The 16,930-nt window shown below is 45.0% G+C and carries 17 protein-coding genes; 8 read left to right on the forward strand and 9 right to left on the reverse strand.

From position 1 onward, the window contains the following. Positions 1-369 precede the first annotated feature (369 nt). The 9 genes from H5300_RS12950 to H5300_RS12990 all read right to left on the reverse strand — a co-directional run bounded on the left by H5300_RS12950 (position 370) and on the right by H5300_RS12990 (position 9,402). A complete protein-coding gene (locus H5300_RS12950) occupies positions 370-786 on the reverse strand; it encodes a hypothetical protein (protein ID WP_017083675.1) in 417 nt (138 codons plus the stop codon). Then, a complete protein-coding gene (locus tag H5300_RS12955) occupies positions 770-1,843 on the reverse strand; it encodes a formate dehydrogenase subunit gamma (protein WP_061024186.1) in 1,074 nt (357 codons plus the stop codon). The genes H5300_RS12950 and H5300_RS12955 overlap by 17 nt, the downstream gene beginning before the upstream one ends. Before the next feature lie 13 nt (positions 1,844-1,856). Then, on the reverse strand, positions 1,857-2,465 hold the full coding sequence (gene fdh3B / locus H5300_RS12960) for a formate dehydrogenase FDH3 subunit beta (RefSeq protein WP_004733723.1): 609 nt from the start codon (positions 2,463-2,465) through the stop codon (positions 1,857-1,859). An 11-nt stretch (positions 2,466-2,476) separates the two neighbouring features. Next, positions 2,477-5,332, reverse strand: coding sequence for a formate dehydrogenase subunit alpha (locus H5300_RS12965; RefSeq protein ID WP_004733725.1), 2,856 nt, complete (start codon positions 5,330-5,332; stop codon positions 2,477-2,479). Between the two features lie 10 nt (positions 5,333-5,342). Beyond that, the gene (locus tag H5300_RS12970) at positions 5,343-5,543 is read right to left on the reverse strand and encodes a twin-arginine translocation signal domain-containing protein (RefSeq protein WP_004733728.1); all 201 of its coding nucleotides are present in this window, start codon (positions 5,541-5,543) and stop codon (positions 5,343-5,345) included. Between the two features lie 76 nt (positions 5,544-5,619). Continuing rightward, positions 5,620-6,288, reverse strand: a complete 669-nt coding sequence (locus H5300_RS12975; RefSeq protein ID WP_372179097.1) for a molecular chaperone — start codon at positions 6,286-6,288, stop codon at positions 5,620-5,622. A gap of 9 nt (positions 6,289-6,297) precedes the next feature. Continuing rightward, positions 6,298-7,959 carry a 4Fe-4S dicluster domain-containing protein gene (locus H5300_RS12980; protein WP_182796133.1) on the reverse strand — a complete coding sequence of 554 codons (1,662 nt, stop codon included), beginning with the start codon at positions 7,957-7,959 and terminating at the stop codon, positions 6,298-6,300. 299 nt (positions 7,960-8,258) lie between these two features. Beyond that, complete coding sequence (locus tag H5300_RS12985; RefSeq protein ID WP_182796134.1) at positions 8,259-8,948, reverse strand: DUF3306 domain-containing protein; 690 nt, start codon at positions 8,946-8,948, stop codon at positions 8,259-8,261. Next, complete coding sequence (locus H5300_RS12990) at positions 8,938-9,402, reverse strand: DUF3305 domain-containing protein (RefSeq protein ID WP_065606983.1); 465 nt, start codon at positions 9,400-9,402, stop codon at positions 8,938-8,940. Before H5300_RS12990 ends, H5300_RS12985 begins: the two co-directional genes overlap by 11 nt. Positions 9,403-9,772: 370 nt before the next feature. On the opposite strand from H5300_RS12990, the gene fdhD reads away from it, so the two are divergent. The 8 genes from fdhD to cydB all read left to right on the forward strand — a co-directional run. After that, complete coding sequence (fdhD, locus tag H5300_RS12995) at positions 9,773-10,597, forward strand: formate dehydrogenase accessory sulfurtransferase FdhD (RefSeq protein WP_102441559.1); 825 nt, start codon at positions 9,773-9,775, stop codon at positions 10,595-10,597. Positions 10,598-10,930: 333 nt separating this feature from the next. Then, positions 10,931-11,872 (forward strand): MBL fold metallo-hydrolase, encoded by a 942-nt coding sequence (locus H5300_RS13000; RefSeq protein WP_182796135.1) that lies wholly within the window; start codon positions 10,931-10,933, stop codon positions 11,870-11,872. Between the two features lies 1 nt (position 11,873). Beyond that, a complete protein-coding gene (locus tag H5300_RS13005; protein WP_017112074.1) occupies positions 11,874-12,188 on the forward strand; it encodes a hypothetical protein in 315 nt (104 codons plus the stop codon). A 98-nt stretch (positions 12,189-12,286) separates the two neighbouring features. Then, positions 12,287-13,189 carry a DUF692 domain-containing protein gene (locus tag H5300_RS13010; protein WP_182796139.1) on the forward strand — a complete coding sequence of 301 codons (903 nt, stop codon included), beginning with the start codon at positions 12,287-12,289 and terminating at the stop codon, positions 13,187-13,189. Beyond that, entirely contained in the window at positions 13,182-13,949 is a 768-nt protein-coding gene (locus tag H5300_RS13015; protein ID WP_182796136.1) for a putative DNA-binding domain-containing protein, read from the forward strand. The genes H5300_RS13010 and H5300_RS13015 overlap by 8 nt, the downstream gene beginning before the upstream one ends. Beyond that, positions 13,946-14,554: a DoxX family protein gene (locus H5300_RS13020; protein WP_102327410.1), complete on the forward strand. Its 609-nt coding sequence runs from the start codon at positions 13,946-13,948 to the stop codon at positions 14,552-14,554. Before H5300_RS13015 ends, H5300_RS13020 begins: the two co-directional genes overlap by 4 nt. A gap of 108 nt (positions 14,555-14,662) precedes the next feature. Continuing rightward, entirely contained in the window at positions 14,663-16,279 is a 1,617-nt protein-coding gene (locus tag H5300_RS13025; RefSeq protein WP_182796137.1) for a cytochrome ubiquinol oxidase subunit I, read from the forward strand. Positions 16,280-16,288: 9 nt separating this feature from the next. After that, a partial coding sequence (gene cydB, locus H5300_RS13030; RefSeq protein ID WP_182796138.1) for a cytochrome d ubiquinol oxidase subunit II occupies positions 16,289-16,930 on the forward strand: 642 nt, incomplete at its 3' end.

Genomic DNA, 16,930 nt, shown 5'->3' on the forward strand with positions numbered 1-16,930 from the left:
CGCAAGATGCGTTCCAATACGCTCACGTAATTTTCGTGCAACAGGTTTTCATTCTAAGCTTATGATTTTAATGGGTTAAAATTACCACTGCACTTTTTTGGATATTTTAGATGGAGGGGTGTTTAAAATTAATTGCACCAATTAAGGGAGTTGCACCATATTGGCGCGGTCAATATCAGGCTTGGTTCTGTTTTAGAACTACCCCAAACATTTTGAACAATTCACTAAAAACCTTCTTCTAAGTTGACTAGACACTTGTTCTAGGTGGACAAAAAAAGCCCAGCGACTCGAATCACTGGGCTTTCTATACGATGGTTGTTTTGAGTAAATCGCTCTAGATAATTTGTTATCTAGTTCGTCTGATACACACTACAGGTTTGGTCCTGTTGTCGGGTTTTGCGGCAGGTTTTGACTTAAACGCTGCATGCCTTGATACATACGAATAAACCACACCACAATCGCCACACCACCAAACAACATGCCGACATAGGGAATGTAGTAAGCGATGTCATCGATTATATGGTTTTGATACCAGTAATCGTTCACACCGATCAACACGCCATTAGAGGTCGCTACCGTGACGATAAGCACGACAAAGAACGTTAAGTTCAAGAAGAACGAGCGAATCAAGCCATAGTAATGCGTATCCACTACTTCACCGTCTTCACCTTTATCTAAACGATAACCCGCGTAGACAATCGCAATCACGCCAGAGATCAGACAAGTAAATGGTGTGAAGCAGCTTAGGATGTAAGCGACCCAAATACCTTTATGAGGTTTGTTCATTCTTATTCACCCCTTCTGTTTTCTCTGTTGCTGCGTTTGCGCTTTGTTCAGCGCCGTTTTTCTCTTGTTCCATCACTTCTTTGTACCAAAGGTCATGGTGCTCTTTAGCCCAAGTTTCATCAACTTCGCCTGTTACCATACCCTCAAGTGCACCTTCCATACCGAACAAGCCGATGTAGATGTGGAACACAAAGCCACAGATAAGGATTAAAGCAGCCAACATATGGACTAGGTTTGAAAGCTCCATATCACGACGGGTTTGGCCGAAGATTGGGAAGTCTAAAACCAAGCCACTGATCGCAGCGACACTACCCATAACAATCAATAGCCAAAATAGCGCTTTTTCCCCCGCGTTCGAAAACTCTGCAGATGGATGAGAACCTTTGTGTTTCCCTACCATGCCGCCTAGTTTGATGAACCACTGGATATCGACCATTTTGAAGATCGACTTACGCCACCACTTGATAAGAACAGCCATCAACAGCACATAGAAAATAGGGCCGATGTAGTTGTGGTATTGCTTCGCCAATAGAACGATGAAGCCCCATAAATCGGTTGGAATATAAGGTTTCAAGAAGTGTTTACCGTAAACCAACATCAAACCACTGAACGCCAGTGTTAAGAAGGTAAACGCCATGCTCCAGTGCAGTGCGCGATCAAGTCGAGACCAACGTTTGATCTTACGACCCGTTCTTGGCGCACTAAGCATTAGTGGGCCAATCACAACGTACATTAAGGTAACGAAAGCAATACTGCCAAAGATAGCGACAGCACCGGCTGGTGACATCCACTTCTCTTTCAATATGTACCACGTTTGACCTGGAGTACTGATCAACACACCGTGCTCAGCAGATTGAGATGTGGTGTAACCTTCTTCACCGTTTCTTACTTGTCGCCAAAAATCGGCGCCAGCAAGTTGTGTGATTTCTCTTTCTGCACTACTCGATTGAGTTTGTGATGAGTTCGTCTCTGATGCATGGCTCAAAGGAGACAGCATTGTTAGTGCTGCCAACATTGGCAGCACAACAAGGAAGAGACGCTTAAACATTGTAAGCATATGTCTCTCCTAACTAGCTCTTCATCGCATCGTAAGAAAGGTCATTGCCGTCTGTCCAGCCTGCACCCTTCGCACCACGCTCAACAACACGCTGACGGAATACATCAGAGACTTTCTCTGCATCACCCGCTAGTAGTGCTTTGGTCGAACATAAAGAAGCACACATTGGTAGCTTGCCTTCAGCAATACGGTTCGCACCGTACTTCTGACGTTCTTCCACAGAACCTGGCTCTGTTTCTGGGCCGCCAGCACAGAAGGTACATTTGTCCATTTTACCGCGCTCACCAAAGGCTTCCTGTTTAGGGAATTGAGGTGCGCCAAACGGACAAGCAAACAAGCAGTAACCACAACCGATACATAGATCTTTATTGTGAAGTACGATGCCGTCTTCTGTATGTTCAAAACAGTCTGCAGGACAAACTGCCATACATGGCGCATCAGTACAGTGCATACATGCTACAGAGATAGAGTTTTCACCCGGTTCACCATCGTTCAGTGTGACAACGCGGCGACGTTGAATACCCCATTCCAGAGCATCATCATTTTCATTCTTACATGCAGTGACACAACCGTTACATTCGATACAACGTTTGGTGTCACAAAGAAATTTCATTCTAGCCATTTTAAGACTCCTTACGCTTTACGAATATTACAAAGGGTTACTTTCGTTTCCTGCATCAACGTGACAGGGTCGTAACCATATGTGGTTGCTGTATTGGCTGCTTCACCAATAACGTAAGGATCGGTGCCTTCAGGATATTTAGAACGCAAATCTTCGCCTTCAAACTTACCACCGAAGTGGAACGGCAAGAACGCTAAACCCGGTTTCACACGACGAGTGACCATCGCTTTCACCTTGATACGGCCTTTCTCTGCACCCTCAACCCAAACATCATCGCCATCTTTGAAGCCAATGTCGTTTGCATCTTTAGGGTTCACTTCAACAAACATCTCTTGTTGTAGCTCTGCTAGCCAAGGGTTAGAACGTGTCTCTTCACCACCACCTTCGTACTCAACCAAACGACCAGACGTAAGAATAATCGGGTATTCACCAGACTTATCTTGGTCTTGAATGGATTTGTACAGCGTAGGAACACGGAAGATTGCTTCCTTGTCATCCCACGTTGGGTAGTCAGCGACTAGATCACGACGTGGTGTGTAAAGTGGTTCACGGTGCAGTGGTACGCGGTCTGGGAATGTCCAAACAATCGCACGCGCTTTCGCGTTACCAAAAGGAATACAACCATGCTTGATAGCAACACGTTGGATGCCACCAGAAACGTCAGTCTTCCAGTTTTTGCCTTCAGCAGAGGCTTTTTCTTCTGCTGTTAGGTCGTCCCACCACCCCAGTTGTTTCAGCAGTTTGTCACTGAACTCTGGGTAACCATCTTTGATTTCGCTGCCTTTTGAGTAGCTGTCTTCAGCCAATAGGCTTTGACCTTCAAATTCCACACCGAAACGAGTACGGAAGTTACCGCCGCCCTCAGCAACCGGTTTAGATGTATCGTAAAGGATATGCGTCCCTGGGTGTTTCATTTCTGGGTTGCCCCAACATGGCCAAGGCAGACCGTAAGTTTCGCCATTCGCTGGGCCGCCTTCTGCAGCAAGCGTTGTTTTGTGGAACGTGTGCCAGTTTTGTTGGTGTTCTTTCAAACGCTCTGGGCTTTGACCTGTATAGCCGATCGTCCACATACCTTTGTTGAATTCACGAGTGATGTCTTCAATCAATGGTTGATTGTTCTCAACACGGATGTTTTTGAACAGTTGATCAGAGAAACCAAGCTTCTTAGAAAGAAGGTACATGATTTCGTGGTCAGGCTTAGATTCGAACAGAGGATCAACAACCTTATCACGCCACTGTAGAGAACGGTTTGACGCCGTTACACTGCCGTAGGTTTCAAATTGAGTGGTTGCTGGAAGTAAGTAAACGCCGTCGGTGCGATCGTTCATTACTGCCGCGACTGTTGGGTATGGGTCAACGATAACCATCATATCCAGCTTCTGCATCGCCTTCTTCATCTCTGGACCACGAGTCTGAGAGTTCACCGCGTGACCCCAGTAGAACATGGCGCGGATGTTTTCGCGTTGACGAATCTTGTCTTTGTCTTCAAGCACGCCATCAACCCAACGAGAGACAGGAATACCTGCACTGTTCATTGGTTTTTGACCACCGTATGCGTTGTCGTCAAATCGTCCTTTAACCCAGTCAAAGTCGATATCCCAAACTTTAGACCAATGGCGCCAAGAACCTTCAGACAAGCCGTAGTAACCCGGTAGTGTGTCTGATAGTACGCCAAGGTCAGTTGCGCCTTGTACGTTATCGTGACCACGGAAAATGTTTGCACCGCCACCTGATTTACCGATGTTACCGAGCGCAAGCTCAAGTACACAGTAAGCACGTGTGTTGTTGTTACCCGTAGTATGTTGAGTACCACCCATACACCAAACGATACAACCCGGACGGTTTTCTGAAAGCAGTTTTGCTGTGTGGTAAACGTCTTCTTCGCTAACGCCTGTTACACGCTCAACTTCTGCTGGGTTCCACTTCGCAACTTCTTCACGGATCTCGTCCATGCCGAATACACGTTGGCGAATGAATTCTTGGTCTTCCCACTTGTTAGCAAAGACATGCCATAACAGACCCCAGATAAACGCAACGTCTGAACCTGGGCGTAGAGAAACATAGTGATCAGATTTCGCAGCAGTACGCGTACGACGAGGATCCGCAACAACGATCTTACAGTTGTTCTTCTCTTTCGCGATTAGGATGTGTTGCATCGCAACCGGGTGAGCTTCTGCAGGGTTCGAACCAATGAACAGCATCGACTTACAGTTATGCATGTCATTGAACGAGTTTGTCATCGCGCCGTAACCCCAAGTGTTTGCAACACCGGCTACTGTGGTTGAGTGACAAATACGCGCTTGGTGGTCAACGTTGTTGGTACCCCAAAGCGACGCCATCTTACGGAATGCGTAAGCTTGCTCGTTACTGTGTTTCGCACTACCTAGGAAGTAAACGGAATCAGGACCAGACTCTTTACGAAGTTCTAGCGCTTTATTACCGATCTCTTCAATCGCTTGTTCCCAAGAAAGCTTCTTCCACTTACCGCCTTCCAATTTCATTGGGTACTTAAGGCGACGTTCACCGTGGCCGTGCTCACGCAGAGCTGCGCCTTTCGCACAGTGTCCACCAGCGTTGAATGGGTGATCGAATGCAGGCTCTTGACCCGTCCAAACACCGTTTTGAACTTCAGCGTAAATACCACAACCCACAGAACAGTGGGAACAGATAGTGCGTTTCACTTCTGTTTTCGCTTCAGGGTCGACTGACTTAGCTTGCGCCTTTTTCATCATACCCGGAGCGAATAGACCAGCGCCTACTACCGCACCACCAGCCGCTAGAGAGGTATTTTTCATGAAGGCACGTCGAGACACACCCAGTTGATTGGTTTCTTTGCTCACACTATCGGAGCGTTTGACAAGTTTCATCCGTTATCTCCTAAAGCGTGTCGTAGTAATCGCGAATGTGTTGCGTTTCACGATAGCCCGTCTTCTTCATGTCTTCTTTCGGCATTTCAACCGTTTCTGAAGCAGTTGCCACCTTCGTTGTTCCAGCGACAACGGCACCCGCTACGGCTGCAGTTGTTAAGCCTTTGAGTAAGTCCCTACGGCTTGTGTTTATTTCTTTATTATCTTTCATCATTGCTTCCTTACCTTGCGGTAGATCTTTTTGGAGGCTTAATGCCCCTCTATCGATATAATCGCGTACTGCTCGATTACTCGTAATCAGTGACGTTTTTCACATCAATCTTTAATTTATGTTTACTGCTTTTTGTATTAACGCTAAAACGCACTTGCTCTAACGTTAGGAATGCTTCACACAGCTGAGCTACCGATTTGTAGAAGTTCGCACTTTCTGCACTTTCAAGCTGACGCGTAAAAGAGTTGAACCAAGGACCAAGGTGCTTATTGAAAACGGCTTGTTGAAGCGCTTCTTCTTCACCGGTTAGCATTGCCATTACTTCACACAATGCAGCAATATGATCTTCAGGCTCTTTCACTTGATCATCACGTTCAATGCCTAAAAGCTCTAAATCATGACGAATCTCTGCTAATGGTTTTTCCATCATGGCGCCAGTTCTATGCCAAGAACCAAATGGAACTATCTCTCCACGGCCAATGCCAATGAACAGATCTTGATATTCGTCTTCTAACGCTTCGCGATTTGATTCCGTTGCCGCTTGTTGAATGGCAATCCAAGCTTTTTGCATTGCACTCTCAGACGCTTCAATGTCTAACGTCTTTAGGAAATCAATGACCTCTTCAGAAGGTGCGCTACGGAACAATGCAGAAAGAACCAAATAGATTTCAGTTCTTAGTGTCTGTTCTTGCTTTAATTCTTTTGCGAGCTCAGGCTCTTGTGCCTGATCCAAATTAGTATCCAATGCCAACTCCTAGTATTTCAATTGATTCAATGGGTCTTGAGCCATTGAGTCGAACATGTCCACTACACGACAGTCTTCACACATCGCAATCCGATTAATCGCAGTTTCATCTGAAAAATGAGAGTGACCGCGTAACTTGTTCTGTAACATGTCAATCATAGACTGTGGAGCGAATGGCTTATGGCAACGTAAGCATTCCGCCGCTTTCTCTTCATGAATCACAACTGCTTGTTGACGTTCTTCTTTCACCCAATTCATACGAGGTGTCAGAGTGAGAACATTCTCAGGGCATGCCTTTTCACACAAACCACATTGAATACAGTCTTGTTCTACAAACTTAAGTGATGGAGAAGCACCGTCGGTATGAAGAGCACGTGTAGGACAAACCGCCACACAACTCATGCATAACGTACAATCTTTGCTTTCACACGAAACCGTGCCGTATGGTGCATTCGAAGGAAGTTCAACGATATTCTCGACAGGAATGCGAGATGAAGACATAGCATCGAGAGCAGTGAATAGACGTTGACGTTTGTTGCCTTGAAGATCGCCAAGTGCAAGGTCGAATGAATCAACGCACAGTGTTGGAGGCCCTTCACGTAGAGATTCTAAATACAGGATATCGATGGTTTCTTTTGGAACACCGATTTGGTCTAGTAGCTCTTGAGCAATCCCTACTTCGTTATTCAGAACACGAATGATCGTCTCTGGCATAAAACGAGAAGCAGCAAACAGAACCTGAGTCGCCCCATTCACTAATGCTGCAAACCAAGTATCAATACCAATAGAAGGCAGTTCTTCAACCACGATTGGAATCACGTTATCTGGTAGTGCTTTTAGCGCCATTACATTGTAAGTCTCATGACGAGAGCTACAGATAAGTACGATTGGATCCAGACCGCCCGCATGTTCATAGTTAGCTAGCGTACGTTCAATGAACTTTTGAGTATCGTCAGGGTTTGGAAGCGCATAGGTAATCGCTTCTGTAGGACAGCTTGTTGCACAAGTTCCGACGCCTTGACATAGATAAGGGTTAATCTCGATCTTGTGACCTGTTTTGTCTGAGCCTTCACTTGATAGTGCGCCAGCAGGACAAGCATCAACACAACGTTCACAGCCTTTTACGCCACGCGAACTGTGCGCACAAAGGTCAGTGTCTAAACGGAAGAACTTAGGCTTATCAAATGTGCCCATTAGCGTTGGAATCTCTTCCAGTGCTTCGGCCAGTTTTGGATAGCCACGGCCTACTGGGTAATAACCCGGTACAGGCACTTCTTCTGTCATGCAGCTATTCAGACATAGGTCTAGAACAACATCGAAACAATCGTGATTAATCGCGATTTTCGCCAAGTTGCTTGATGTGCCTTTACTCTCAATCATAACTTCAAACGTGCCAAGGAAACCGGATACTTGAACCGAATTCGCGAAGTACAGTTCTGGGTTTTTGCCCTTTTCGCCGTCTGTCGACAATAAGGTTAAGCTCGTCAATTGAGGTAATTGAGCCGCAGCACTTTCAATGATCGCAGTTGGACCAATAACAAGAGTATTACCGCCGCTTTCGTAGCTAACAGTAGGTGGAATCAGATTTGTTAACTCAACTGTATTTTCAAATGCATACAGTCTTGCTTTAGCGTTATTTGAAGTTGCTTGTTCTAATAATTGTTTAAGCATTGCTCAGTTCCATCTTTGGACATGGATAATCTGTTCAACCTTCATTGTAGTAAGCGATAGAGAACTTGCTGAGTAATCCGTTAACAACTAACCCTTTAGCCAGTGTCCCGCTAGTCAGACTATGAATTCGTCTATCTACAAAAAAGTTGATAATAAACGTTATTTAGCAAATGCCATGCCAATTTAATAAGCCTTATATATCAATAATTTAATTCTTTATAGCGTTTATTGTGCGTATAAAAAAACCGCTTGGGACATTTTGTCGCAAGCGGTTCATTGAGTATTTAGTCAAAATGTACCTATTCTTTGTGTGGTATATTTTGTCCCATCTCTTTCAGGTCAGCTCCGTCTGACATTGTAGCGCTATCATCTGATACTGTATTTTTATACAGTTCTTTTTCTTGTTCGGTTATTTCGGCACTTTCTGGCGTTTCAAATTCATTATCAGATACCTCAAGATCGCTTTCAGAATGTTCTAAAACTTCACTTTCATCTTTACTATCAATGACTTGCTCTTCCTCTAGTGTGGTTTCTTCTTCCGTTTTGTCTTTAACCCAATCACGCAAGGTTTCCGCAACCCCTTCAGAAAGAGACTTCAAATTACTGTAATCGTCGTCGTAATCATCTAAACCATCACGAACGTTAAACTCTTCGGATAGAAATAATTTACGCAATGCGGCTTTTTTTACGCTTTCTGAGGCTTCTGATACCAATAATTGAGCAACAGACAAGTCTTCAGTGGCTTCTGGTGCGGGATCTTGAACGTCAGAAGCATTAACTTCTTCATTGGTTTCTAAAGCATCACTCTCTAAAGACTGAGGCGCTGCTGATTCCATTTCAGACGAAAGATCTGCAGGCGAAATCTCAGAAGATGAAGAATCAGAGGAAGTGAGTTCTGTTGCTTCCAGTGTTTGCTCTACTTCCAAAGGTTCGTCGGTCGATTCATCAAGCTTTCTCTGAGACCAGCGGCTGAAAAAGTTAGTTGCCATTAGATCTACCCGCACCTTTACGTTTCTTACGTCTTGCTTCTAGCAACTCACCATGACGGCCGATGAAGGCTTCCATCCAAGCCTGTACGGGCAAAGGAATATCGTAAGACAACACTTGATTGTCACCGTCCATGTATTGCCCTGCAACGGTTTGTGATGCTGTAAGTAACTGAATAACTGGCTTTACACCAGAATCGACATTATCCATCACTAAGAAAAGCTTAGGTTGCTGAGAGCTTAGGTTGAAACGATAGTCTGTACGCTCGTCTTTATGTAGTTGGAGCAAACAAACGTCTTGGGCATCGTCTTCTGGCGACAGTTCAAACCCCGTCAATTCCCATTGCGTCGTTACCCAGATACCTGTTTTGATCTCTTTCTCTATTCTTCGGACACCTATCGGCCAAGCTGCTTCTGTTTTTTCATATTGTTCTTTGAATTCTTTTATCTCAGACATACTTCACCCAATTGATTTTCTTTGGTCTGAATGTGCTTAGGACATTTTGTACTTAGCTCAATCATATAAGCGCTATAAAGCAATAAACACGCCAATACGGATTAACCGCAAGAGCGTATCTATAGCGTTCGTTATCAAGTTGTCACTATAACGTTAGTCGATACTGGTTATTTCAGACAACTCCACTCGGTGAACTCTCATATTTTGCGCTATTTTAATCGAATGCTTCATGTTTTCCTGAATACCCGTTATTTTGGAATAAGATTTGCTTTAAGCATGAGTTAAAGAATCGATGAACAAGAACGGCGTTAGACCCTCTTGTTAACTTCTTATCTCTTAAAATCGCTATCTCATTAAGTAGGACGTGACTGTGGTAAAACCAAACATAATAAAAACTAGTGAAAACCCACTTCAAACAATCGAAGTTGAAGTGTTTGATGAATATGGTGAGAAGCTAACCAAACAGATCGCTTGTGAACGCCCTCTTACCGTTATGTTGAACTGGAAAGAGATCGTAACCCTGATGACGCTTGGCTCGCGCCCTGAATCTTTAGTCTTGGGTTATTTGAAGAATCAAAGTTTCCTTTCTGACCCTGAAGCGGTTGAATCTATCATCATCGATTGGGAAACCAGCTCTGCAGCGGTTATCACCAAAGAAGATACGAGCCAACTTGAACAAGCGCTTAAGAAGAAGACGGTGACCTCTGGCTGTGGTCAGGGCACCATGTTTGGTAACGTGATGAAGCAGTTGGAAGATTACCAAGTGCCTCAGACCACAATTAAGCAATCTGAAATTTACACGGCTTTAGAAGCACTGACTCATTACAACGACACGTACAAGAAAGCTGGCGCGGTACATGGTTGCGCTGTTTGCAAAGACGACAAGGTTCTATCGTTTGTTGAAGATGTTGGCCGACATAACGCGGTTGATACTTTGGCCGGTGAGATGTGGCTTAACAAAGAAGACGGCACAGACAAGATTTTCTACACCACAGGTCGCCTTACATCGGAAATGGTCATCAAAGTAGCGCAGATGGGTATTCCTGTTCTGCTATCACGCTCTGGCGTAACGCAAATGGGCTTAGACTTGGCTCAGCAATTTGGTATCACGACCATTGCTCGCGCTAAAGGCCTGCGATTCCAAGTGTTCACTGGCGCAGAGAAGATTGAATTCGATGTAAAAGGTGATCAGTAAACGATAATTCGTTTTAGACATTGGTTATCTATTAGAAGAAAGGTGCAAGTGTAAGCTTGCACCTCAATTCCACCTTTCTTTTCGTTCCAAACTCTTAATCTCCCCTCTATTTCTCAAGTACATTTCCCTTTTAAAAACGAGTTCGATCTTTTCGTTTTGTTTTATTGAACGTTATTTTCAAAATTACTAGATATACCGAACGTTAACAATTCTTTATCTTGTGCTCTGTGAACAGAACGAAGCACGCACTTATTGTGCTGCTTGGCGAAAGTTTCACTTCTTTGAATGCTCACTTCGAAGAAAACACATAAGAAAAAAGAATTGGATAACAACATGAAACAGCCTTTAAAAGCTCTAGCAATAGCTCTCGGATTGACCTTGGGCGCCAACTGTCACGCAATTGAACTTAAGCCAGTCGATACAGACTTTACATTACAAATACTGGGTTCAGGTGGTCCTATCTCGGATGACCTACGTGCATCATCAGGTGAAATCGTATGGTGGAAAGGCAAGTCACGAATCATGATTGATGCCGGTGGCGGTGTTTACCTACGTTTCGGTCAAGCGGGTGCAAAACTTGAAGACCTAGATTTCATGGGTATCACTCACTTCCATACCGATCACGTAAATGACATGCCCGCTCTTCTTAAAGGTGGCTACTTCTTTGAGCGTGAAAAGGCGTTGGAGATTTCAGGTCCAGCCGCAGGTTCAGCGTTCCCTAGCCTCAACGGTTACTTCGCAGCGAACTTTGACCCAGACCACGGCGCATACGCTTACCTTGCCGGCTTATATGATGGAACGGATGGTCTATTCCCAGTCAATCTTACCGATGTTGACTATCAATCCACAGAGCCAACCGTCGTTTACGAAAAAGATGGTTTGAAGATCACTGCTCTGGGTATTCCTCATGGTGATGTGCCTTGTCTCGCTTACCGAATTGAAAGTGAAGAAGGCGTGATGGTGATTTCAGCTGACCAAAACGGTAGCAACCCTGCGTTCTTAGACTTCGCTCGTGGCGCCGACATCATGATGATGCCAATGGCGATTCATGAACAAGCCGATGGTGTTTCTACATTCATGCACGCCAAGCCTTCTGTCATCGGTGAAATTGCTAAAGAGATCAATCCAAAAATGTTGGTACTTAACCACTGGATGGGTCTAGGCCTTAAGCGCAAATCTGAATCGATCAAAATCGTACGCGAATACTACGACGGGCCAATCATGTCTGGTCGTGATTTGGCTAGTTTCCCTATGTCTGCTGTAAAGGAGAAATAATATGAACAACAAAATCGCCCTATCAATCGCGATCACGTCTGTGATTAGCCTTAACTCTGCAATGGCGTTTGCTGATGCACCTGCCGAAGCGCCTGTTGAAGCGAAACAATCTTCAGGACACGGAGGTAAATGTGCCGCGGGTAAATGTGGTACAGAAAAACGCTTCGAAAAAGCAGAACTTACAAGCAACCCTCAAGACCGTTTAGTGCGTGCACGTGATGGGAAATGTGGCTTAACGGCTGAAGGTATCTCGCCAAGTAAAGAGCGTATCTTAATGGCGAATAGTAAGGTGACAGGTGGTGTATGTGGCCAGTAGAAACGCATAAAACTAACGCTTTAAAAACTAAAGATTTAAAAACTAGAGCTTCAGCATCAAACGACCGAGCTCCTAAAAGCAGAGAGTTAAACCATAAAGTGCGAATGATTCAGAATACAGACAAAGGCATTGGGCTACGCAGTGAGCATATTGAACTGCTCGCTCGTTCCCCAAAGCACCCTGATGTTGATTTTCTGGAGTTGGCTCCCGAGAACTGGATGAGCTTAGGCGGACTTAAGCGCGAACAACTACAGGATATAGCGAAGCAATACCCTTTGATCGCACACGGTTTGAGCTTATCCATTGGAGATTGTCAGCCGCTTAATACGAAGTTTGTTCGTCAGGTTGGTCAATTTCTCGATGAACTGAATATTCAGGTATACAGCGAACATTTGAGTTTCTCTCGAGACAGCCAAGGGTATCTGTATGAACTATTACCTGTGCCACGCCGCGCAGAAAACATCGGCTATCTAGCGGACAGAATCAAGCAAGTCCAAGACATCATTCAACGTCCTTTGGTCATGGAGAACATCTCTTATTACCACAATTACGGAGATGAGATGCCAGAGGGCGAGTTTATCGCTGAAATAGCAAAGCGCAGTGGTTGTGAGTTGTTGGTCGATATCAACAATCTTTATGTGAACAGTCAGAATCACCACTTTGATGCGGCTGAAATGCTTAAGGCTTTGCCAAGTGATGCTATTCGCTATTACCACATTGCTGGGCATTTGGTTGAGGGTGACAGATCGGTTGCAGGTAACACAGCGGTTGAAAGTAACAAGTCGCTACTTGATACCCACGGTATGGAAGTACAGCAAGAGGTTATCGATTTGGCGCGTTATGTGTTCGATCTTCATGGCAGCAAACCGTTGTTACTGGAAAGAGACAACAACGTACCTCCTTTGGTTGTGCTTAGTGAAGAGTTACGAACAGTGCATCGTCAGGTATTGAACGCAGGTGTTGCTCATCGTCCAATGAATCAGGAGTTGGTTTATGCATAACCCTCCTAGCATGATGATCACTCAAACGCAGGCGTTAACCGCATTGATACGTTCGCCACTTGAAGACAATACCGTGTGTCGATACAGCGAGTTCATTAGAGACAACGTATTTGGTGTATTGAACAACACATTCCCGCTGTTTTGTAAGCAAGTCGACCAAGACCAACTACTGATATTGGTTGATGAGTTTGTTGTGGTGCATTACGCCTCAGAGCCGGAGTTTCATCATATAGCAACTGAGTTTGTCAGCTTTGTTCAACGTCGAACTCAACCAATGTACATCTCTAGCTTAACTGCAACACATGAGCTTACAGCCGATCAACTGGCGGTGTTGGAGTACGAATGGTGTGCCTTTTACGTTGAGATTGATCCTTTAAAGCAGGTACTGCCTTTGTCATGTTCGGGTGACTTTCACGTCGATGAACGGCAGCTTCAATTGGGTTTGCTAGTCAACAGTACGATGAAGCTCGTGCAGGTACCTTTCATTGTTCATGGTGAATCGCTGACGTTTCTAACACAAAGGCGGTATCCCGTTTATTACGCGATTTATCGCGACTCTGACCAACGCGTCAACACGATAAAACTAAGAGAAATTGATGTTGCGATTATCCAAATAATCCAACAACAACCAAATCGTTCTTTAGCCGATATAAAACAAATAATTGCTCAACAATTGGCGAGATTCGAATTTATTAATTGGGTCGAACACTTCAGTGAAGTTGAACTGATTGGCGTTCACTCTTTAGGAGAGAAATTATGATTAAGTCAGCCCTCAGCTGGTACGACGCTATTGTCGAAAAATGCAAACAATACGATTACTTAGTACTGCTTTCAGTACGTCTCTATCTGATTCCGGTGATTTATGTCGGAGCACGCTCTAAAGTACTGGGCTTCTCGGGAACGGTTGCGTGGTTTGGTGCTTCGGCGGCCGACGGTGGTCTTAACCTTCCCTTCCCAGAGCTACTGGCATTCCTAGCGGCAGCAACCGAAGTTTTAGGTTGTATCTGTATCGCGTTAGGTCTGTTTACTCGCTTTATCTCGATTCCAATGATTTTCATGATGAGCGTCGCGAGTGCAATGGTTCACTGGAAACACGGTTGGGATGCGATTGCGACTGGCGATATGGAAGCAACCATTCGACTTAATGGCTTCATCGAATGGCTCTCGGTTAACTTCCCAGGTCGATACAACTACATCACTGAACTTGGCGACCCGGTAATGCTGAACAACGGTATGGAGTTCGCAGGCACCTACTTCGTGATGCTGTTAGTACTGCTTGTTTACGGTGGTGGTCGTTACGTGAGTGCAGATTACTGGCTACGTAAACAGTTCTCTAAAAAACAAAACAAAGCACTTCGTTGGTAATAGATTCTTTTCACACAGCTACATGTAAAACCCTTAATTAGTTCTCTCTAATTATCATCTTATTTTCCATTATCTTACCCGTCACACTCGTGGCGGGAAGGAGTTTTTATGCTTACAGATGTCGTTGATCTGTCGCGGTTTCAATTCGCAAGTACCGCTCTTTATCACTTTATATTCGTCCCCCTAACTATAGGCCTCTCCTTCTTACTCGCAGTGATGGAATCGCTGTATGTCATGACCAACAAAACCATCTACAAGGACATGACCAAGTTCTGGGGTAAGTTGTTTGGTATTAACTTTGCTGTCGGTGTTGCGACCGGCTTAACCATGGAATTCCAGTTCGGTACTAACTGGGCTTATTACTCGCATTACGTAGGCGATATCTTTGGCGCTCCGCTGGCCATTGAAGCCTTGATTGCGTTTTTCTTGGAATCAACCTTAGTCGGCATGTTCTTCTTTGGTTGGGACAAGCTCTCTAAGCGTCAGCACTTATCGGTAACGTGGTTGACGGCGTTGGGTTCGAACTTCTCTGGTCTGTGGATTCTGATGGCCAATGGCTGGATGCAAAACCCAGTGGGCGCAGAGTTTAACTTCGAAACCATGCGTATGGAGATGACAGACTTCGTCGAAGTGATCTTCAACCCAGTGACTCAAGTGAAGTTCGTGCATACCGTTGCGGCAGGTTACACAACCGGCGCGCTATTTATTATGGGTATCAGTGCTTACTACATGCTTAAAGGGCGTGATTTACCGTTCGCTCGTCGTTCATTTGCAGTAGCAAGTGCTTTTGGTATGGCTGCGATTGTTTCGACAGTGATGCTAGGTGATGAATCTGGTTATGAATTGGGTGATGTTCAACAGGTGAAGCTAGCGGCTATCGAAGCTGAATGGCACACAGAAGAAGCCCCTGCCTCATTCACACTGTTCGGCTTCCCGAATCAAGAAACCATGGAAACGGACTACGCGATTAAGATCCCTTACGTGATGGGTATTATCGCAACGCGATCTCTGGATACGCCAGTTGTCGGGATTCATGATCTATTGGCAAAGAATGAAGAACGTGTTCGTAGCGGCATCTTAGCTTATGGGCTATTAGAAAAACTGCGTTCTGGTGATAAATCACAACAAAATATCGATGATTTTGAATCGGTTAAACATGACTTAGGTTATGGATTACTGGTTAAGAAATACAGCGACAACGTGGTGGATGCAACAGAACAACAGATCAAACAAGCAGCCAAAGACACAATCCCAACGGTAGCCCCTCTATTCTGGAGTTTCCGCATCATGGTGGTGTGTGGCGTCTTAATGTTCGCCATTATTGGCCTTTCATTCGTACAAATTTGTCGCCGTAAGATTGGTACCAATCGTTGGTTACTGAAAGCAACGATATGTGCGATTCCACTTCCTTGGATTGCTTGTGAAGCAGGTTGGTTTGTTGCGGAATATGGCCGTCAACCATGGGCAATTGGTGAGATTCTACCAGTCAACATGGCGGCTTCTAATCTACCCGCTTCAAGTCTGTGGATCTCTATCGGCTTGGTTTATTTGTTCTACACCGCGTTCTTGATTATAGAAATGTTCCTGATGGTAAAGTTTGCAAAAATGGGCCCGAGCGCACTGAAAACGGGTCGCTATCATCATGAGCAATCAAACCAAGATCTAGCTATTGCAGGTGAACAAAGCACACCGCGTCAGCTAGATAAAACTATCGATCTTCATTAAGGAACTCAGATGTTTGATTACGAAAATCTTCGCCTGTTTACATGGGCAGTTATTGGCGTGTTGTTGATCGGTTTTATCATTACCGATGGATTCGACATGGGCGTTGCGGCGTTGCTCCCTGTTCTAGGGAAGTCGGAAGTTGATCGACGAATCATGATTAACTCGATTGCCCCTCACTGGGATGGCAACCAAGTATGGTTGGTTACCGCGGGTGGTGCTATCTTTGCGATATGGCCTGCAATCTACGCGGCTGCGTTCTCCGGGTTCTATTTAGCCATGATTATCGTGTTGGCGACCTTGTGGTTAAGACCGCTCGGTATGGATTACCGCGCTAAAATCGACAACCCACAATGGAAGAAAGCTTGTGATATTGCACTTATCGTCAGTGGTTTCATTCCTCCGGTTATCTTTGGTGTTGGTTTCGCTAACTTGATGATTGGTGTTCCGTTTGAATTTAACGAATTGCTAATGATGTCATACCAAGGTGGTTTCTGGGATCTACTCACGCCCTTCCCACTGCTATGTGGCTTGGTGAGCTTGGCGATGGTTGTCACGCAAGGCGCGGCATTCTTACAGATGAAAACGACGGGTGATCTAAAACAACGCGCGCAGAAAGTGATCGTATGTATGGCGCTTGTCACTGTCGGACTG

This window comes from Vibrio sp. SG41-7 (assembly GCF_014164465.1).
In the GTDB taxonomy this organism is placed as follows: domain Bacteria; phylum Pseudomonadota; class Gammaproteobacteria; order Enterobacterales; family Vibrionaceae; genus Vibrio; species Vibrio splendidus.